Here is a 16558-nt window from a genome sequence, read left to right as displayed (position 1 = left end):
GGTGCGGGTCCGGACGTCAGCGTTTGGCGCGGCCGGACTTCTCGGCCATGTCTTCGGCGTCCGCCTCGAAGGAGGACAGGTGGCCGCCCGGTCCGCCATGCGGGTCCGGGATGCGGCCGACGATCACGGCGATCCGCTTGATCAGCTCGGAGAGGCCCTGGACGAACAGGGCCGTGAAGCCGGCGAACACCAGGAACTTGGCCGGCCACTGCGGCAGGCCGCCGGCGTTGGAGGACTGCTCGCCGACGCCGATGAGCTGCGTCCACCACGTGATCAGGCCGCGCAGCCAGGCGTCGGGCGGCCCCGAGAACGCCACCGGGAAGGCGGCGAGGGCGGCGCCGACCTGGCCCCAGCTCGGCGCCGACTTCACGAAGAACGGCCAGCTCGTCACCATCATGACGACGCACAGCGGCAGCAGGAAGAGCGCGTGGCCGATCAGCTCGATGGCGTTGCGCACGCCGCGCGAGAACCGCGTGTTCACGATGTCGATGCGGATGTGCTCGTTGTCGAGCAGCGTCCACGGCGCGCACATCAGGAACACGGCGCCGAACAGCACCCATTGCAGCTCGAGCCAGGCGTTCGCCGAGAGGCCGAACACCTTGCGCACCACCGCGTTGACGGCCGACACCAGGATGGCGGCGAGGATCAGCCAGCTCAGGGCGCGCCCGAGGCGCGCATTGACGGCATCGATCAGGCGGCTGAGGCCGAGAAGAGCGGTCACGGGATCACCTGCGCGACGGGATCGCAGCGTCGCGAGGCGGCGCGCTCCACGGGTCATCGGTCCGGCGCGGATGCGTCCAGACGGCGGCCTTTCGCATAGGGCGGATCAAACCGCAGCGTCAACCCCGCCGTTCCGGCAGCCGCCATGCTGCGGTGCGGGAGGGGAGTGCCCGTTTGGCGACCCCGGTCGAGCCCGGTTTCCGGATGCTGGGTGCCCCGGCCAAGGCGCGCCGGGCCGCAGGCCTGACGCGCTGCCGAGCCGGGGCCCAGGGGCGGCGAGGGACACGCTTCGCTCGATCGCTCCTGGGTCCCGGTTCGCGGCGCTTTGCGCCGCGCCCGGGACACGAGGCCGGCTCAGCCCCCCGTCACGCTCATGTGGCGGGCGACGGCGGGGCGCTTGGTGGTGCGGTCGATGACGAAGTCGTGGCCCTTGGGCTTGCGGCGGATCGCCTCGTCGAGCGCCGCGTGCAGCTGCGCGTCGTCCGGCGAGGCGCGCAGCACGGCGCGCAGATCGGCGGCGTCCTCCTGGCCGAGGCACATGAACAAGGTGCCGGTGCAGGTGAGGCGGACCCGGTTGCAGGATTCGCAGAAGTTGTGGGTCAGCGGCGTGATGAAGCCGAGCCGGCCGCCGGTCTCGGCGACCCGCACGTAACGGGCCGGGCCGCCGGTGCGGTAGTCGGTCTCGGTCAGCGTGAAGCGCTCGGCGAGCCGCGCCCGCACGGTCGAGAGCGGCAGGTATTGGTCGAGCCGGTCCTCGCCGATCTCGCCGAGCGGCATCACCTCGATGATGGTGAGGTCCATGCCCTCGCCGTGCGCCCAGACCATCAGGTCGGCGAGCGCGTGCTCGTTGACGCCCTTCAGCGCGACGGCGTTGATCTTCACCTTCAGGCCGGCGCGCTGCGCCGCCGCGATGCCGGCCTTCACCTGCGCGAGGTCGCCCCAGCGGGTGATGTCGCGGAAGGTCTTCGGATCGAGCGTGTCGAGCGAGACGTTGATGCGGCGCACCCCGCAGGCGGCGAGCTCGGCCGCGTATTTTTCGAGCTGCGAGCCGTTGGTGGTGACGGTCATCTCGTCGAGCGCGCCCGTCACGAGATGGCGCGACAACGCCCGGAACAACGTCATGATCCCGCGCCGTACGAGCGGCTCGCCGCCGGTGATTCGCAGCTTGCGGGTGCCGCGCGCCACGAAGGCCGAGCACAGCCGGTCGAGCTCCTCCAGGCTGAGCAGGTCCGCCCGGGGCAGGAACGTCATGTGCTCCGACATGCAGTAGACGCAGCGCAGATCGCAGCGGTCCGTCACCGACACCCGCAGATACGTGATGGCGCGGCCGAACGGGTCGACCAGCGCCGGCGGCCCGGGCGGGGCCTCGGCCCGAACCGGCGAAGCAGGGGGCTCGGCCAAGGTCGACGCTGTCTCGAACGCCATCGCGGGGGTCTCCTCGGCGGCTCGGGGCGGGGCACGGACGGACGGCCGCGCCGGCGTTCCGGTCGCGGTCGCGATCTCGACGCTTTCTATATAATGGAGACCGGACCGCGCGGCGAGACGCCCGCCTGCGACACTGGCCCGCGCGCGCCGCTCGTAGGCATCGGCGCCCGCGTCGGGTACCGCTGGCGGACGTCCCGCATGAACGAGAGGGAGCGATGAGCACCACGCCCGCCGACCAGAAGCCGTGGCCGACCGAGCTGCGCCTGCGCAAGGATCGCCGCGCCCTCGAGGTGACGTTCGAGACCGGCGAGCGCTTCGTGCTCCCGGCCGAGATTTTACGGGTACGCAGCCCGAGCGCCGAGGTGCAGGGGCATTCCCCGGCCGAGCGCAAGCTGGTCGCCGGCAAGCGCGCCGTCGAGATCCTGGAGGTCCAGCCGACCGGCAACTATGCGGTGCGCCTCGTCTTCGACGACATGCACGACACCGGCATCTTCAGCTGGGACTACCTCCTCGACTGCGGCCGCAACCTCGCGACCTGGGAGGCCGACTACGCCTCCGAGATCGACGCCGCCGGCCTGTCGCGGGATCCGCCGGCGCGACGGGGGTAGGCGCCTTTCCTTCTCCCCTTGCGGGGGCTTTTTACATGCCGGTCATTCCGGGGCGGCGCGCAGCGCCGAACCCGGAATCCCGCCACAGAATGTTGTGTTCGCGCTGGATTCCGGGTTCGCGCCGGAGCCTGCGCCCGGACGGCGCGACGCGCCGATCCGGGTGGCGCGCCCCGGAATGACGGATGTCTCGGCTTACCGCAGCACCACCACCTTGGCGCCGACGCGGACGCGGTCGTAGAGGTCGATGACGTCCTCGTTGGTCATCCGGAAGCAGCCCGACGACACCGCCTGGCCGATCGTCTCCGGCTCGTTGGAGCCGTGGATGCGATAGAGCGACGAGCCGAGATACATGGCGCGCGCGCCGAGCGGGTTGTCGATGCCGCCCTTCATCATCGCCGGCAGGCCGGGCTGGCGGCGGCGCATCTGCGCGGGCGGCGTCCAGGTCGGCCATTCCTTCTTGGCCGAGACCGCGGTGACGCCGGCCCAGCGGAAGCCGTCGCGGCCGACGCCGATGCCGTAGCGGATCGCCTGGCCGGGTCCGGTGACCAAGTAGAGCCGGCGCTCCGCGGTGTTCACCACGATGGTGCCGGGCGCGTAGGAGGCGTCGAAGCTCACGCTCGAGCGCGCGATCGACGAGGCGCCGCCCGAATAGCGGGTGGTGTACCGGCCGTAGGAGTAGCGCTCCTCGGGGTCGAGATTCTCGGCCCGGGCCGCCGTGAAGGCGGGCAGCAGGGTGACGAGAGAGAGGGCGACGAGGAGGACTCGGCGCATCGTGGCGCTCCTTCCATGGCGTTACGGAATCGACGGCGTTCCGGATGGACGTGGATCGGCCCGACGCACGACAGCGGCCGCCGTCCCCGCATTCGGGGCCGGTTCGGTCGAGAATACGGCAACGACAGGCGACAGCGTGCACGAGGCGCGTCGCCAGCGTGTGTTTTTCCCCGCTTGTGGCTGCGCCGCAACAGGTTGGCGCGAAGTTGTCCGGTGCCGTCCGCGGCTGCCGTAAAATGCCACCGTAGACGCGAGCCGGCGTGTGCAAGGTTATGACGACGTTAATGAAATCATTCCACTGTCGGGTCCGGACCGCCGCCGCGAGGCGTTTTGCACCGCGTCCGGCCGCAGTGTACCTTGACGTCCTGGGGGACGACTCCCGGCACCGGTCTCCGGAGCCGGGCAGCGGAATGGGGCAGTGACTTGCAGAACACGGTTGTGCGCTTCGGCGCGGCTTGCGTGACCGTTCTCGCGCTCGCCGGAACGGCGGCTGCGGCGGATATCGGGACGGGCTATCCGACGAAGGCGACGCCCACCGCGGCGAAGCCGGAATGGATCGCCACGCTCGGCCTGGAGGGGCGCGTCGAGTCGGAGTTCGTCGGCGGCGACACCTACACGGTGCGGGCGGCCCCCATCTTCGGGTTCCGCCGGGCCGGGACGCCCGAGCAGTTCCGGGCGCCGCGCGACGGCGCCGGCATCGCCGTGTTCGAGACCCAGCAGCTGAAGATCGGCCCGAACCTGAAGATCCGCGCCCAGCGCAAGGAATCGGATTCGAGCGCGCTCTACGGCCTCGGCGATGTCGACTGGGCCGTCGAGGCGGGCGTCTTCGTCGAGTACTGGTGGGCGCCTTGGCTGCGCACCCGCGGCGAGCTGCGCCAGGGTTTTGGTGGCCACCAGGGGCAGGTCGCCGACCTCACCGCCGACTTCGTCGTACCGGTGACGCCGGCCCTGACCCTGTCGGGCGGCCCGCGCGTCTCCTTCGCCACCGGCAAGGCTCTCGAGCCCTACTTCGGGATCGATTACTGGCAGTCGTTCTGGTCGGGCCTGCCCGTCTACGACGCCAAGGGCGGCCTCTACTCGGTCGGCGCCGGTGCCCAGGCCCGCTACTTCTGGACGCCCGAGTTCGCCACTCACGTCTATGTCGAATACCAGCGCCTGATGGACAGCGCGGCCGATTCGCCGCTCGTCACGCAGCGCGGCTCGCCGGACCAGGTGACGATCGGCTTCGGCTTCACCCGCGCGTTCACGTTCCAGCAGTTCTGGTGAGCCGCGACGCGCGCCGGCCCGGTCGTTCGAGCCGGAGCACGATCTTTCCCGAAAACCGGCAGCCACCTTTCGGGGTCGTGCTCTGCGACTGCTGCGCGATTGGATCGCCTCGCCCCTCATGGTGAGGAGCGGCCGCAGGCCGCGTTTCGAACCATGAGGCCTCCCCCGCCCTTCGAGACGCGGACCTTCGGTCCGCTCCTCAGGACGAGGGCGGAGAAGGGTCCTTCTGTTGCGCGCCGGCATGATCGGGCCATTTTCGAGACGGCGCATGCGCTTGCTTCGCACCACCGGGCTTCTGAGCCTTCTGATCGGCATCGCGGTGCTGATCGGCCTGACCGTCTGGTCGGGCACCGGCTTGGTGCGCGACGCGGTGGGCTCGATCGGCATCGGCATCGTCCTCGTGGTGCTGGTGCGCGCCGGCACGGCGAGCCTCGCCGCCGTCGGCTGGTGGGTGCTGTTTCCGCCCAAGGAGCGGCCGCGGCTGACGACCTGCCTGTCGCTGCGCTTCGTGCGCGAAGGGGCCAACGCGCTCCTGCCGCTCGGCCAGGTCGGCGGCGACCTCCTGGGCGCCCGCCTGCTCACCTTCGTAGGCGTGCCGGGCGCGCTCGCGACCGCCAGCGTCATCGTCGACGTGCTGGCGCTCGCCGTCACGCAGGCGTTGTTCGCGATGACGGGCCTCGCCGTACTGGTCTGGCTCGGCGCCGATTCCTCGATCGCCTGGATCGCGGCCGGCGGGCTCGCGCTCGCCCTGCCGGCGCTGGTCGGCTTCTGGATCGCCCAGCGGCGCGGCGGCCACCAGGCGTTCGGCTGGTTCTTGGCGCGCTTCCGCGGCAACTGGGCGCGTGTCGTCGGCGAGAAGATCGATCGGCTGTTCGTCGATCTGCGCGCCCTGCATGCGAGCCGCAGCCGCATGGGCGCCAGCCTCGTCCTCCATTATCTCGACTGGCTGACCGGCATCGGCGAGGTCCTGGTCGCCTTCTGGTTCATGGGCCATCCGGTGAGCCTCGCCGAGGCGCTGGTGATCGAGAGCCTGATGCACGCGATCCGCGGCGCCGCCTTCGCGATCCCCGGCGCGCTCGGCGCCCAGGAGGGCGGGTTGATCGTGCTGTGCGCCGTGTTCGGCATCCCGCCCGACCAGGCGATGGCCCTGTCGCTGGTCAAGCGCGTCGCCGACCTCGCCACCGGCCTGCCGGGCCTTTTCATCTGGCAGTGGATGGAGGGGCGCCGCTGGCGCGCCAGGCGCAGCGCGGCGGCCGCCGGCGAGCCGGCTTCGCCCGGCCCCGCGTCGCACACGCCGGCGACGTGAGCGTCATGGCCGGCCCGATCGCCCTCCTGCTGATGCTGCTGGCGCTCGCCGGCTGCGCCTATCTGATCGCGGCCGCCGTGCTGGTCGGCCGCTTCGCGGCGCGGCCTTCGCCGACCGTCCCGGCCGGCGAGCCGGCGCCGGGCGTGACCGTGCTCAAGCCGCTGCACGGCGCGCCGCCCGGCCTCTTCGACGACCTGTCGACCTGGTGCCGCCAGACCTATCCAGGGCCGCTGCAGATCGTCTGCGGCGTCGCGCGCCGCGACGATCCGGCCGTCGCCGTGGTCGAGCGGCTGATCGCGGCGCATCCGGCGGTCCGGATCGACCTCGTGATCGATCCGACCCGGCACGGCAGCAACGGCAAGGTCTCCAACCTGATCAACATGGCCGGAAAAATCCGGCACGGCGTCGTGGTGGTGTCCGACAGCGACATCCGGTTGCGGCCGGACGATGTTTCGCGCGTGGTCGCGGCGCTGCGGCGGCCCGGCGTCGGCGCCGTCACGTGTCTCTACGGCGGGGAGGGGGCGGCCGGCGTGTGGTCCGACCTCGTCGCGCTCGGCCTCGTCTCGCATTTTCTGCCGAACGCCGTGCTGGGGCTCGAGATCGGCCGCGCCAATCCCTGCTTCGGCGCCCTGATCGCGCTCGACCGGAAGACCCTCGACGCCATCGGCGGCTTTGCGGCCTTCGCCGACACGCTCGCCGACGACTACGCGATCGGCGCCGCGGTGCGGTCGAAAGGGCTGGCCGTCGTGGTGCCCTCGGTCGCCGTGCTGCATCGCTGCGACGAGACGAGCCTTGCCGCGTTGTGGGCGCACGAGCTGCGCTGGGCCCGCACCGTGATGAGCCTCGATCCGCCCGGCTGGCTCGGCTCGGTGGTGACGCATCCGCTGGCCGCTGCGCTGCTCGCCGTCGCGTTCGGGGGCGGACGTCCGGCGGTCGGCCTTGCGGTCGCCGCGATTGTGTGTCGGATCGTGCTCGCGTGGCGCGTGGGTGTTGCCCTGGCGCGTCCCGTGCCGGCCCTTCCGCTCGTTCCGCTGCGCGACCTCTTGACCTTCGCGGTGTTCGTGGCGAGTTTCCTCGGCCGCGCGGTGACCTGGAAGGACCAGGATTTTCGCATGCGGGCGGACGGCACCTTCGTCGAGACGGACGGAGCCGGGCCCGACGGCCGCAAGACGATCGCCGGCACGACGGCGAAAGGGGAGTCCGTGAAATGATGCGCACGTTGTTCATGCAGGGGCCCTCTTACGACGGCTACGACGGGGGCGCCGGCGCGCGCTATCAGTCCAAGCGCGAGATCCGCTCGTTCTGGTACCCGACGTGGCTCGCCCAACCGGCCGCGCTGGTCGAGGGCTCGAAGCTGATCGATGCGCCGCCGCACCGCCTCGGCATCGACGACGTGCTGGGCGAGGTGAAGACCCGCGAGCTCGTGGTGCTGCACACCTCGACGCCGTCCTTCTCGTCCGACATCCGCACCGCCGAGGCCGTGCGGGCCGCCAACCCGAGCGCCCTGATCGGTCTGGTCGGCGCCAAGGCGATGGTCGACCCGAACGGCAGCCTCGCCGGCTCGCCCGTGATCGACTTCGTGGCGCGCGAGGAGTTCGACTTCACCGTGAAGGAGATCGCGGAAGGCCGCGACCTCGCCAGCGTGAAGGGCATCTCCTGGCGCAACCGCGACGGCGTGATCACCCACAATCCGGATCGCGAGATCCTCGAGGACATGGACGCGCTGCCGTTCGTCAGCCCGGTCTACAAGCGCGATCTGGTCATCGAGAACTATTTCTCCGGCTATCTGCGCCACCCCTACCTGTCGTTCTACACGGGCCGCGGGTGCAAGTCGCGCTGCTCGTTCTGCCTGTGGCCGCAGACGATCGGCGGGCATCGCTACCGCGTGCGCAGCGTCGGCCACGTGATGGAGGAGCTTCGCTACGCGAAGCACGCCTTCCCGCAGGTGCAGGAGTTCTTCTTCGACGACGACACGCTGACCGACAACGCGCCGCGCGTCGAGGCGCTGGCGCGCGAGATCGGCAAGCTCGGCATCATGTGGTCGTGCAACGCCAAGGGCAACGTCTCGCGCGAGACCCTGAAGGTGATGAAGGACAACGGCCTGCGGCTGCTCGTCGTCGGCTACGAGTCGGGCAATCAGCAGATCCTGCACAACATCCGGAAGGGCATGCGGATCGAGGTGGCCAAAAAGTTCACCAAGGACTGCCACGACCTCGGCATCCAGATCCACGGCACCTTCATCCTCGGCCTGCCGGGCGAGACCAAGGAGACGATCGAGGAGACGATCCGATTCGCCACCGAGATCAATCCGCACACCATCCAGGTGTCGCTCGCCGCGCCCTATCCGGGCACGCATCTCTACGCCGAGGCGATCGAGAAGGGCTGGCTGCTCGACGAGAACATGCAGCTCGTTTCGCAGCACGGCGTGCAGGCGGCGGCGATGAACTACCCGCACCTCTCGCACACCGAGATCTTCGGCTCGGTCGAGGACTTCTATCGCCGCTTCTATCTGCGCGCGCCGAAGATCGCCTCGATCGTCTCCGAGATGGTGCGCTCGCCCCAGATGATGAAGCGCCGCCTGCGCGAAGGCGTCGAGTTCTTCCGCTTCCTGCGCGAGCGCAAGGAAGCCCAGGCGTGCTGAGCTGATTTCATGTGACGACGGCCGAGCCGCGGGCTCTGCCGACCCTCTCCCCTCGTGGGAGAGGGTGGCGCGGACCGAAGGTCCGAGCCGGGTGAGGGGGCTCTCCTCTTGCTCCGAGCACGTGGCACGCCCCCTCACCCGTCCGCGCTTCGCGCGGCCACCCTCTCCCGCGAGGGGAGAGGGGAAGACCTGAGAGGTCTCGCCTCGTCATGAAACGCCTCGTGGTCACGGCCGACGACTTCGGGCTCGCCGTCGAGGTGAACGCGGGCATCGAGGAGGCGCATCGCGACGGCATTCTCACCGCCGCGAGCCTGATGGTCGGCGCGCCGGCGGCGGCCGACGCGGTCGCCCGCGCCCGGCGCCTTCCCGATCTGAAGGTCGGGCTGCACGTGGTGCTGCTCGAGGCCCGCCCCGTGCTGCCACGTGATCAGGTGCCGGCCCTTATCGACGCGCATGGCAATTTCCGCAGCGACATGGTGCGGCTGGCGTTCGAGATCTTCGGCGTTTCGCGGGTGAAGAGCCAGATGCGGGCCGAGGTCGCGGCGCAGTTCTCGGCGTTCCGCGAGACCGGGCTGACGCTCGATCACGTCAACGCCCACAAGCACTTTCATCTGCATCCGACGATCCTCTCCGCCGTGATCGACGAGGCGCATAAGGCCGGCGTGAAAGGGCTGCGCCTGCCGGTCGAGCCGGCGAAGATCGTCGACGCCTGCGAGCAGGGCGCCTCGCCGCTCGGTGCCAAGGCGACGGCGTGGTGGGCCGGAATGCTCAGGGCGCGGGCGCGAAAGGCGGGTCTGAAGATTCCGGATCAGGTCTTTGGGCTCGCCTGGTCGGGCGCCATGACGGCCGCCCGCACGGCCGCGCTGCTCGCGCGCCTGCCGGAGGGCGACACCGAGATCTACTTCCACCCGGCGACCACTGACACGTTCCCGGGCCATGCCGAAGGCTATCGTTACGCCGACGAGCTGGCGGCCCTCACCGAAGCCGACGTGATCACGACGGCGGAGCGGTCGGGAGCGGTGCGGGGCGGGTTTCTGGATTTCGCCAAGACGTAACGAAGCCGGTCATTCCGGGCTCGCCGCTGCGCGGTGCCCCGGAATGACGGGCCTCACCCCACCATCCCGGCCTGCCGGAACCATGCGAGCGCGTCGGCGACGCCCTCCTGCCAGGGGCGTGACACGTAGCCGAGGTCGCGCCGCGCCTTGCGGTCGTCGAAGAACATCCGGTACTTGGCGAGCCGCAGCCCGTCGGCCGTGACGAAGGGCTCGCGCCCGGTGAGCTTGGCGACGGCCTCGGCCGCGAAGGCGAGCGGGAAGAGGGCGCGGCGCGGCAGCTCGATGCGGGGCGGCCGGCGGCCGACCCGGCCGGCGATCTCGATCAAGAGGTCGCGCAGGAAGACGTTCTCGCCGCCGAGAATGTAGCGCTCGCCGACCGCGCCTCGCCGCAAGGCGAGCAGGTGCCCGGCGGCGACGTCGTCGACATGGGCGAGGTTGAGGCCGGTGTCGACGAAGGCCGGCATGCGGCCCGCCGCCGCCTCGACGATGATGCGGCCGGTCGGCGTCGGCTTGATGTCGCGCGGACCGATCGGCGTCGACGGGTTGACGATCACGGCCGGCAGCTTTTCACGCGCCACCATCTCCTCGACGACGCGCTCGCCCAACACCTTGCTCTTCTTGTAGGCGCCGATCGCGGCGTCCGCGTCGAGCGGCATGGTCTCGTCGGCGACGACGCCGACGGCCAGCTTCAGCGTCGCGACGCTCGACGTGTAGACGACGCGCTCGACGCCGGCGCGCAGCGCCTCCTCCATCACCAGGCGGGTGCCGTCCACGTTGACGCGGAACAGCACGCTCGGGTCCGGCGCCCACAACCGGTAGTCGGCGGCGACGTGAAACACGTGGCGCACGCCGTGCATGGCGCGCGCGAGCGAGGCCGCGTCGGTGACGTCGCCGGTGACGACCTCGTCCTGCGGCGAGAGATTGTCGCGCGGGCTCGTCGGCCGCACCAGCACGCGCACGGCGAAGCCCTCGCGGCGCAGCACCGTGGCGACGGCGGCCCCCAAGAAACCGCTGGCTCCGGTGACCAGGACGATGTCGGACGGCAACGTGATCTCCTCGTGGTTCGGCCCCTCCTACACGAAAAAGCCCGGCGCCGCGAGGCGCCGGGCTTCGTGGATGCGAACGTCGTCGCGACGATCACGCCGCCTCGGCGGTCTCCGCCGCGGCCTTGTACTGCTTGGAGCGCTTGAGCAGCATCGGCAGGAACAGGAAGGCGACGGCACAGACCAGCAGGCCGAGGGAGATCGGCTTCTCCAGGAAGATCATGTTCGATCCCTTGGAGATGATCAGGGCCTGACGATAGGCCTGCTCGAGCCGGCCGCCGAGGATCAGGCCGAGGATCAGGGGCTCGACCGGATACTTGTTGACCCGCATGTAGTAGCCGAGCAGGCCGGCGGCGCCGGTCAGCACCAGGTCGACGGCGCTGTAGCTGAGCGACCACACGCCGATGGTCGAGATCACCAGCACGGTCGGCATCAGGTACATGGCCGGGATGCGCATGACCCTGGCGAAGACGTTGACCAGCGGCCAGTTGAGCAGCAGCAGCAGCGTGTTGCCGACATACATGCTGGCGATCAGCGTCCACACGATGGCGCCGTGCTTCTCGAACATCAGCGGGCCGGGCGTGATGTCGAGCATCATCAGGGCGCCGAGCATCACGGCCGTGGCGCCACCGCCCGGCAGTCCGAGCGTGAGGAGCGGCACCAGCGAGGCGCCGCTCGCCGCGTTGTTGGCCGATTCCGGATTGGCGACGCCGCGGATGTCGCCGGTGCCGAGCCGTTCGGGGTGCTTGCAGACGCGCTTCTCGAGATTGTAGGCGATGAAGGTCGAGAGCGTCGCCCCGGCGCCCGGCAGCATGCCGATGACGAACCCGAACACGGTGCCGCGCAGGATCGCCGGCAGGCTGTAGAGGAACTCCGACCACGAGATCCACACCTTGCCGGCCTTGACGATCTGGGCCCGGGTGCCCTCGTGCACCTCGCGCGCCGTGATCACCACCTCGGTCAGCGCGAACATGCCGATGGCGACGACGACGAAGTCGACGCCGTCCTGCAGGAACGGGTTGCCGAAGGTGAAGCGCGCCGCGCCGGAGACGAGGTCGATGCCGATGGTCGCGATCATCAGGCCGAGGCAGGTCGAGATGATCGACTTGGTCACGTTGGTGCCGGTCAGGCTCGCCACCGTGCACAGGCCGAACACCATCAGGGCGAAGAACTCGGCCGGTCCGAACAGCAGGGCGTAGCGGGCGATCGGCGCGCCGACGAAGGTCAGCATCAGCACCGAGAAGGTGCCGGCGATGAACGAGCCGATCGCCGCGACGGCGAGCGCCGGGCCGGCGCGGCCCTGCATGGCCATCTTGTGGCCGTCGATCGTGGTGATCACCGAGGCGGATTCGCCCGGGATGTTGACCAGGATCGAGGTGGTCGAGCCGCCGTACATCGAGCCGTAATAGACCGAGGTGAGCAGGATCAGCGCGGTCGCGGGCGGCATGCTGAACACCAGCGGGATCAGCATGGCGAGCGTCGCCGTGGGCCCGAGGCCCGGCAGCACGCCGATCAGCGTGCCGACCAGGCAGCCGCACAGCGCGATGAGGAGATTGAGGGGCAGGAGGGCGACCGCGAAGCCGTTCAGGAGATGCTCGAACATGATCGCGTCCTCACCAGGCCAGGAGCTCGAGCACGCCGAGCGGCAGGCGCACGTTCAGGCCGTACTTGAAGCCGAAGAACACCACCAGGGTCACGCCGAGCGAGAGGCTGAGCAGAATGTGCAGGCGCTTCTCGCCGAGCAGCCAGGTGAAGGCGAACAGGAGGACGAAGGTCGCGACCGGGAAGCCGACGTCCGGCATGAACCACAGATAGGCGAGGACGACGCCCCACAGCGCGACGAAGTACCAGTCGAGCCCGAGCCGGGCGAGCAGGTTGCCCTGCGGCGCCGCGGCGGCTTCGCCGGCGGCCGGCGCGGTGCCGTCGCGCTTGGCGCGCATGCGGGCCATGAGGTCGGCCGGCGAGACGAGGAGCCACAGCCCCATCACGGCGAAGACGAGACCCAGGAGCTCCGGAAACGTCTTCGGCCCCGGCGTGTCGGGGAGCTGATAGAAGTCCGGGATGTTGAAGGTCTCGAAGAGGTATGCGCCGGCGACCAGAAGGATCACCAGGCCTTCGAGGCGGGTGCGCAGCGACCCGCGGGTGGCGACGTCCATGGAGCTCATCCTTGCCCGTTCGTGCGATGCGGGGTCCGCGGCCCGGCGCGTCGATGCGCCGGGCCGCGGCCGGGCGGCCTATTTCAGGAAGCCGAGCTCTTTCAGGAGGACGCGGTACTGCGCCGCCTCCTCGTTCACGTACTTGGCGAACTCGTCACCGAAGCGGGTGGTCGGCTCCCAGCCGAGCTTTTCGCGCTCGGCGGCGAACTCCGGGGAGGCGACCATCTTCTTCATGGTCTCGATCCACCAGTCGTAGGCCTCCTTCGGCACGCCCGGGGCCATGTAGTAGCCGCGCCAGATCACGTAGTTGACGGCGGCGCCCTGCTCGGTCGCGGTCGGGATGTCGGGGAACTTGGTGGAGCGCTTGTCGGAGAGCACCGCGAGGCCGCGGATCTTGCCGGCCTCGAGCTGGCCGGAGGCCTCGGAGACGTCGAGCGCGGCGATCTGGGTGTGGCCGCCGAGCATCGAGGTGAGCGCCTCGCCGCCGCCCTGGAACGGCACGTAGACGACCTTGGTCGGCTCGACCCCGATCGCCTTGGCGAACAGCGCGACCTTCATGTGGTCCTGGCCGCCGGGGGCGGAGCCGCCCGAGAAGGTGACGGACTTCGGATCGGCCTTCATGGCCGCCGTGACGTCGGCGAGGGTCTTGTACTTGGAGTCCGCCGTCACGAAGAAGCCGCCGAGCTCGGCGCCGACCTGGGCGAGCGGCATCACCTCCTTGAACGTGTAGGGCGTGCGGCCGAGCGCCACCGTGAAGGTGAGGGCGTTCGAGGCCGAGACGATCAGGTTGGTGTCGCCCTTGCGCTTGGTCGCGACGTTGGCGATCGCCACGGCGCCGCTGCCGCCCGGCATGTTGGTGACGTAGATCGAGCCCTTGAAGGCGCCGGTCTTCTGCAGAACCGTCGAGGCGGTGCGGCAGGTGATGTCCCAGCCGCCGCCGGGATTGGCCGGGGCGATGCACTCGCCCTGTCCCTTCGGCTCCCAGGCGGAGGCCGGACCGACGGCCAACGGGCTCGCGAGAGCGAGCCCCGCGAGAAGCAGCGCAGTTCGTGTCGGCGCGAAAGATGTCATGGACGGTTTCCTTTCCAGCGGCGTGGGCTGGAGCACGCGGTCGATGCCGCTGTCAGCTCCGTTGAAGCAGGTCTGGGCGTTCGTCAAGCGATTGCGGCGCGGGCGGATCCTTACACGGAGCTGACGCGAGTCCCGGGCGTCGCGGAGGCGTCGTCTCGCAGGTGCGAAGGGGGAGGACGATCGCGGTCGGCATGGTGGAGACCTTGTCAGAACGGCAGCGTGTCGGCGAGCCCGATCTCGGCCGCGAGCCGGGCGAGATCGGTGCGGGTGTCGGCCGGCAGCGCCAGCCCGGTCCGGCGGTTCGCGGCGTCGTCGCGGGCCTCGCGCTCGCCCGGATAGAGAATCTCGTCGAAGCCCTGCGCGGTCGGCACGCGCTTCAGCGACGTGATCAGCTCGTCCATGCGGGCCTCGAACAGCGCGCGCGGCTGCAGGGCCGCGATATCGATCGCGATCATCAGATGACCGGCGCCGCTCTTGTGCTCGCTCTGATAGGGGCCGTGAACGTCCGCCCCGAAGGCGCTGCCGGTGAGCACGCCGGCCAGCATGTCCATCACGAGCGCGATGCCGTAGCCCTTGTGCTGCGCCATCGGCAGGATCACGCCGGCGATCGCTTCCGTCGGATCGGTGGTCGGCGCGCCGTCCGCCGTAATGGCCCAGCCCTCCGGGATCGGCCGGCCCTCCTGCTTGGCGAGATAGATCTTGCCGCGTGCGACGCCCGTGTTGGCGATGTCGAGAACGAGCGGCGCGCGCGCGCCGGCCGGCGCCGCCCACGACCAGGGATTGGTGCCGACCGTCTTCTCGCGACCGCCCCACGGCGCCATCGCCGGGCTCGCATTGGTGGCGAGAAACGCCACGCAGCCCTGCGGTGGCGCCATCAGGGTGAAGTACATCGCGGTGCCGAAGTGATTGGAGTTCCGCATCGCCACCGCGGCGATGCCGTGCCGCTTGGCGCGGGCGATCGCCTCCCGCGCGCCGATCGCCGCCACCACCTGACCCATCGCGTGATGGCCGTCGATCACGGCGAGGCCGCCGGCGTCGGTCACGATCTCGGGTTTTGCACGCGGATCACACGCACCCGCCTTCAGCCGTGCCGCGTACCAGGGCAGGCGCAGCACGCCGTGACTCTGATGGCCCCAGAGATCGGCCTGGACCAGCGTGTCGGCGCAGAGACGCGCGTCGTCGTCGGCGAGGCCGAGCGTGCGATAGACGGCGCAGGCGAAAGCCCGGAGGCGATCCGGTGAGACGCGGCAGGCCTCGGCGCCGTCGGGAGACGTCATGGGCACGTCCGTTGCGCGAATGCCGGGCGCGCGAAGGCGGGTCGACGGCAGACGTCACGAGCAGCACGGTCGTACAGCACCGCACTGGCGTGCGTAAGTCGGGACCGCCACGGATGTGCGGCGCGCCGGCGCGCGATTCAGGCCGGAACCGTGCGGCGCGCGTGCTGAACGGCCGCCAGCACGCGCGCAGCCGGTATGTCCCGCATGCAGGCGTGGTGGCCCATGCGGCAGGTCGGCTTGTGGCAAGGTCGGCACGGCACGTCCGTCGTCGTCTCGATGGTGGCGGCGATCGGGTTGAGCGGCGCCCAGTGCCAGGCGCTGGTCGGGCCGAAGATGCCGACCGTCGGCGTGCCGATCGCCGCGGCGACGTGCAGGAGGCCGGAATCGTTCGAGGCGACGACATCGGCGGCGGCCAGCCCGAGAATGGCGTTGCGCAGATCCGTGCCGGTGAGGTCGCGCACGCGCTCGCCGCCGCGCCCGGCGATCTCCTCGGCCTGCGCCTTCTCGCCGGGGCCGCCCAGCACCCAGATCTCGAAGCCCTCGGCGGCGAGCTGCCTGGCGACCTCGCCGTAGTATTCGGCCGGCCAGCGCTTCGACGGGCCGACCGCGCCGGGCGCGAGCGCCGCCACGGGCCGCCCGCCCGTCAGCCCCAGGCGCTGCCGCCAGGCCGAAACCTCGGCGGCCGGGACGACGAGCTGCGGCACCGGCCATTCGGCCGGCCGCGGTGCGTTCCGCGGCAGCGCCAGCACGGCGCACTGGTCGATCATCCGGGGCAGCCGCTTCTCGCCGAAGCGCAGGTCGTTGACGACGCCGAACCGCATCTCGCCCAGAAGGCCGGTGCGCACCGGGATGCCGGCCAGGAACGGCGCCAGTGCCGCCTTCCACTTGCGCGACATGATCAGCGCCTGGCCGTAACCCTCGGGCTTCAGCCGTGCGGCGAGCGCCCGGTGCTCCGCGAAGGCGAGGCGCCCGCGCGGCAGATCCGCCACCACGCCCTTGTGCACGCCGGGCATGTAGTCGAGAAGGGGCGCAACCATCGCGGTGGTGAGCACGTCGATGGGCCGGTCCGGATCCTGCTCCTTCAGGAGACGCACCACGCTGTGGCAGCGGACGAAATCGCCGATCCACATGTACGGCACGATGAGCACGGGCGCCCGTCCCGGGCGAGCCGGGGAGGTCGGGGGGGAGGGTACGGCCGAGAACGTCATGGGGCCGAGGC

At 70.5% G+C, this 16558-nt stretch carries 15 protein-coding genes; 6 read left to right on the top strand and 9 right to left on the bottom strand.

Annotation, left to right across the window (positions count from 1 at the left end; all coding sequences use genetic code 11):
* Window positions 1–16 precede the first annotated feature (16 nt).
* Both CCR97_RS03630 and moaA read right to left on the bottom strand, forming a co-directional pair.
* Window positions 17–721 carry a TRAP transporter small permease subunit gene (locus tag CCR97_RS03630; protein WP_170145954.1) on the bottom strand — a complete coding sequence of 235 codons (705 nt, stop codon included), beginning with the start codon at window positions 719–721 and terminating at the stop codon, window positions 17–19.
* Between the two features lie 353 nt (window positions 722–1074).
* Window positions 1075–2145, bottom strand: coding sequence for a GTP 3',8-cyclase MoaA (gene moaA / locus CCR97_RS03625; RefSeq protein ID WP_111358705.1), 1071 nt, complete (start codon window positions 2143–2145; stop codon window positions 1075–1077).
* A 215-nt stretch (window positions 2146–2360) separates the two neighbouring features.
* Between moaA and CCR97_RS03620 the strand changes: the two genes are divergently transcribed.
* Window positions 2361–2753, top strand: coding sequence for a gamma-butyrobetaine hydroxylase family protein (locus CCR97_RS03620; protein WP_111358706.1), 393 nt, complete (start codon window positions 2361–2363; stop codon window positions 2751–2753).
* A gap of 192 nt (window positions 2754–2945) precedes the next feature.
* On the opposite strand, the gene CCR97_RS03615 is transcribed toward CCR97_RS03620, so the two are convergent.
* Window positions 2946–3524, bottom strand: a complete 579-nt coding sequence (locus CCR97_RS03615; RefSeq protein WP_111358707.1) for a L,D-transpeptidase — start codon at window positions 3522–3524, stop codon at window positions 2946–2948.
* Between the two features lie 459 nt (window positions 3525–3983).
* On the opposite strand from CCR97_RS03615, the gene CCR97_RS03610 reads away from it, so the two are divergent.
* From CCR97_RS03610 to hpnK, 5 genes are all read left to right on the top strand, one after another.
* On the top strand, window positions 3984–4790 hold the full coding sequence (locus CCR97_RS03610) for a MipA/OmpV family protein (protein WP_201159307.1): 807 nt from the start codon (window positions 3984–3986) through the stop codon (window positions 4788–4790).
* A gap of 268 nt (window positions 4791–5058) precedes the next feature.
* Window positions 5059–6096, top strand: coding sequence for a lysylphosphatidylglycerol synthase domain-containing protein (locus tag CCR97_RS03605; RefSeq protein WP_170145956.1), 1038 nt, complete (start codon window positions 5059–5061; stop codon window positions 6094–6096).
* A 5-nt stretch (window positions 6097–6101) separates the two neighbouring features.
* On the top strand, window positions 6102–7307 hold the full coding sequence (hpnI, locus tag CCR97_RS03600; protein ID WP_201159306.1) for a bacteriohopanetetrol glucosamine biosynthesis glycosyltransferase HpnI: 1206 nt from the start codon (window positions 6102–6104) through the stop codon (window positions 7305–7307).
* Window positions 7307–8737, top strand: coding sequence for a hopanoid biosynthesis associated radical SAM protein HpnJ (hpnJ, locus tag CCR97_RS03595; RefSeq protein WP_111360404.1), 1431 nt, complete (start codon window positions 7307–7309; stop codon window positions 8735–8737). Before hpnI ends, hpnJ begins: the two co-directional genes overlap by 1 nt.
* A gap of 209 nt (window positions 8738–8946) precedes the next feature.
* The gene (gene hpnK, locus CCR97_RS03590; RefSeq protein WP_111358789.1) at window positions 8947–9792 is read left to right on the top strand and encodes a hopanoid biosynthesis-associated protein HpnK; all 846 of its coding nucleotides are present in this window, start codon (window positions 8947–8949) and stop codon (window positions 9790–9792) included.
* 53 nt (window positions 9793–9845) lie between these two features.
* Here hpnK and hpnA read toward each other — a convergent pair whose 3' ends face one another.
* From hpnA to waaF, 6 genes are all read right to left on the bottom strand, one after another.
* Complete coding sequence (gene hpnA / locus CCR97_RS03585; RefSeq protein WP_111358788.1) at window positions 9846–10838, bottom strand: hopanoid-associated sugar epimerase; 993 nt, start codon at window positions 10836–10838, stop codon at window positions 9846–9848.
* Between the two features lie 91 nt (window positions 10839–10929).
* Window positions 10930–12438: a tripartite tricarboxylate transporter permease gene (locus CCR97_RS03580; protein WP_111358787.1), complete on the bottom strand. Its 1509-nt coding sequence runs from the start codon at window positions 12436–12438 to the stop codon at window positions 10930–10932.
* A gap of 10 nt (window positions 12439–12448) precedes the next feature.
* Window positions 12449–12991 (bottom strand): tripartite tricarboxylate transporter TctB family protein, encoded by a 543-nt coding sequence (locus CCR97_RS03575; RefSeq protein WP_170145962.1) that lies wholly within the window; start codon window positions 12989–12991, stop codon window positions 12449–12451.
* Between the two features lie 78 nt (window positions 12992–13069).
* Entirely contained in the window at window positions 13070–14062 is a 993-nt protein-coding gene (locus CCR97_RS03570) for a Bug family tripartite tricarboxylate transporter substrate binding protein (RefSeq protein WP_111358785.1), read from the bottom strand.
* Window positions 14063–14268: 206 nt separating this feature from the next.
* A complete protein-coding gene (locus tag CCR97_RS03565) occupies window positions 14269–15339 on the bottom strand; it encodes an Ldh family oxidoreductase (protein ID WP_111358784.1) in 1071 nt (356 codons plus the stop codon).
* A gap of 137 nt (window positions 15340–15476) precedes the next feature.
* Window positions 15477–16547: a lipopolysaccharide heptosyltransferase II gene (waaF, locus tag CCR97_RS03560; RefSeq protein ID WP_201159310.1), complete on the bottom strand. Its 1071-nt coding sequence runs from the start codon at window positions 16545–16547 to the stop codon at window positions 15477–15479.
* Between the last annotated feature and the right edge of the window lie 11 nt (window positions 16548–16558).

The organism is Rhodoplanes elegans, from assembly GCF_016653355.1.
Taxonomy (GTDB): Bacteria; Pseudomonadota; Alphaproteobacteria; order Rhizobiales; family Xanthobacteraceae; genus Rhodoplanes; species Rhodoplanes elegans.
Note: the sequence above shows the minus strand (reverse complement) of the source record. Positions and strands in the feature narration are given on the sequence as shown.

Bases quoted from the DNA above. Each gene is read 5' to 3' on its own strand.
- moaA (WP_111358705.1), bottom strand. From the start codon at position 2,145: ATGGCGTTCGAGACAGCGTCGACCTTGGCCGAGCCCCCTGCTTCGCCG.
- CCR97_RS03620 (WP_111358706.1), top strand. From the start codon at position 2,361: ATGAGCACCACGCCCGCCGACCAGAAGCCGTGGCCGACCGAGCTGCGC.
- CCR97_RS03615 (WP_111358707.1), bottom strand. From the start codon at position 3,524: ATGCGCCGAGTCCTCCTCGTCGCCCTCTCTCTCGTCACCCTGCTGCCC.
- CCR97_RS03605 (WP_170145956.1), top strand. From the start codon at position 5,059: ATGCGCTTGCTTCGCACCACCGGGCTTCTGAGCCTTCTGATCGGCATC.
- hpnI (WP_201159306.1), top strand. From the start codon at position 6,102: ATGGCCGGCCCGATCGCCCTCCTGCTGATGCTGCTGGCGCTCGCCGGC.
- hpnJ (WP_111360404.1), top strand. From the start codon at position 7,307: ATGCGCACGTTGTTCATGCAGGGGCCCTCTTACGACGGCTACGACGGG.
- hpnK (WP_111358789.1), top strand. From the start codon at position 8,947: ATGAAACGCCTCGTGGTCACGGCCGACGACTTCGGGCTCGCCGTCGAG.
- CCR97_RS03580 (WP_111358787.1), bottom strand. From the start codon at position 12,438: ATGTTCGAGCATCTCCTGAACGGCTTCGCGGTCGCCCTCCTGCCCCTC.
- CCR97_RS03575 (WP_170145962.1), bottom strand. From the start codon at position 12,991: ATGGACGTCGCCACCCGCGGGTCGCTGCGCACCCGCCTCGAAGGCCTG.
- CCR97_RS03570 (WP_111358785.1), bottom strand. From the start codon at position 14,062: ATGACATCTTTCGCGCCGACACGAACTGCGCTGCTTCTCGCGGGGCTC.
- CCR97_RS03565 (WP_111358784.1), bottom strand. From the start codon at position 15,339: ATGACGTCTCCCGACGGCGCCGAGGCCTGCCGCGTCTCACCGGATCGC.
- waaF (WP_201159310.1), bottom strand. From the start codon at position 16,547: ATGACGTTCTCGGCCGTACCCTCCCCCCCGACCTCCCCGGCTCGCCCG.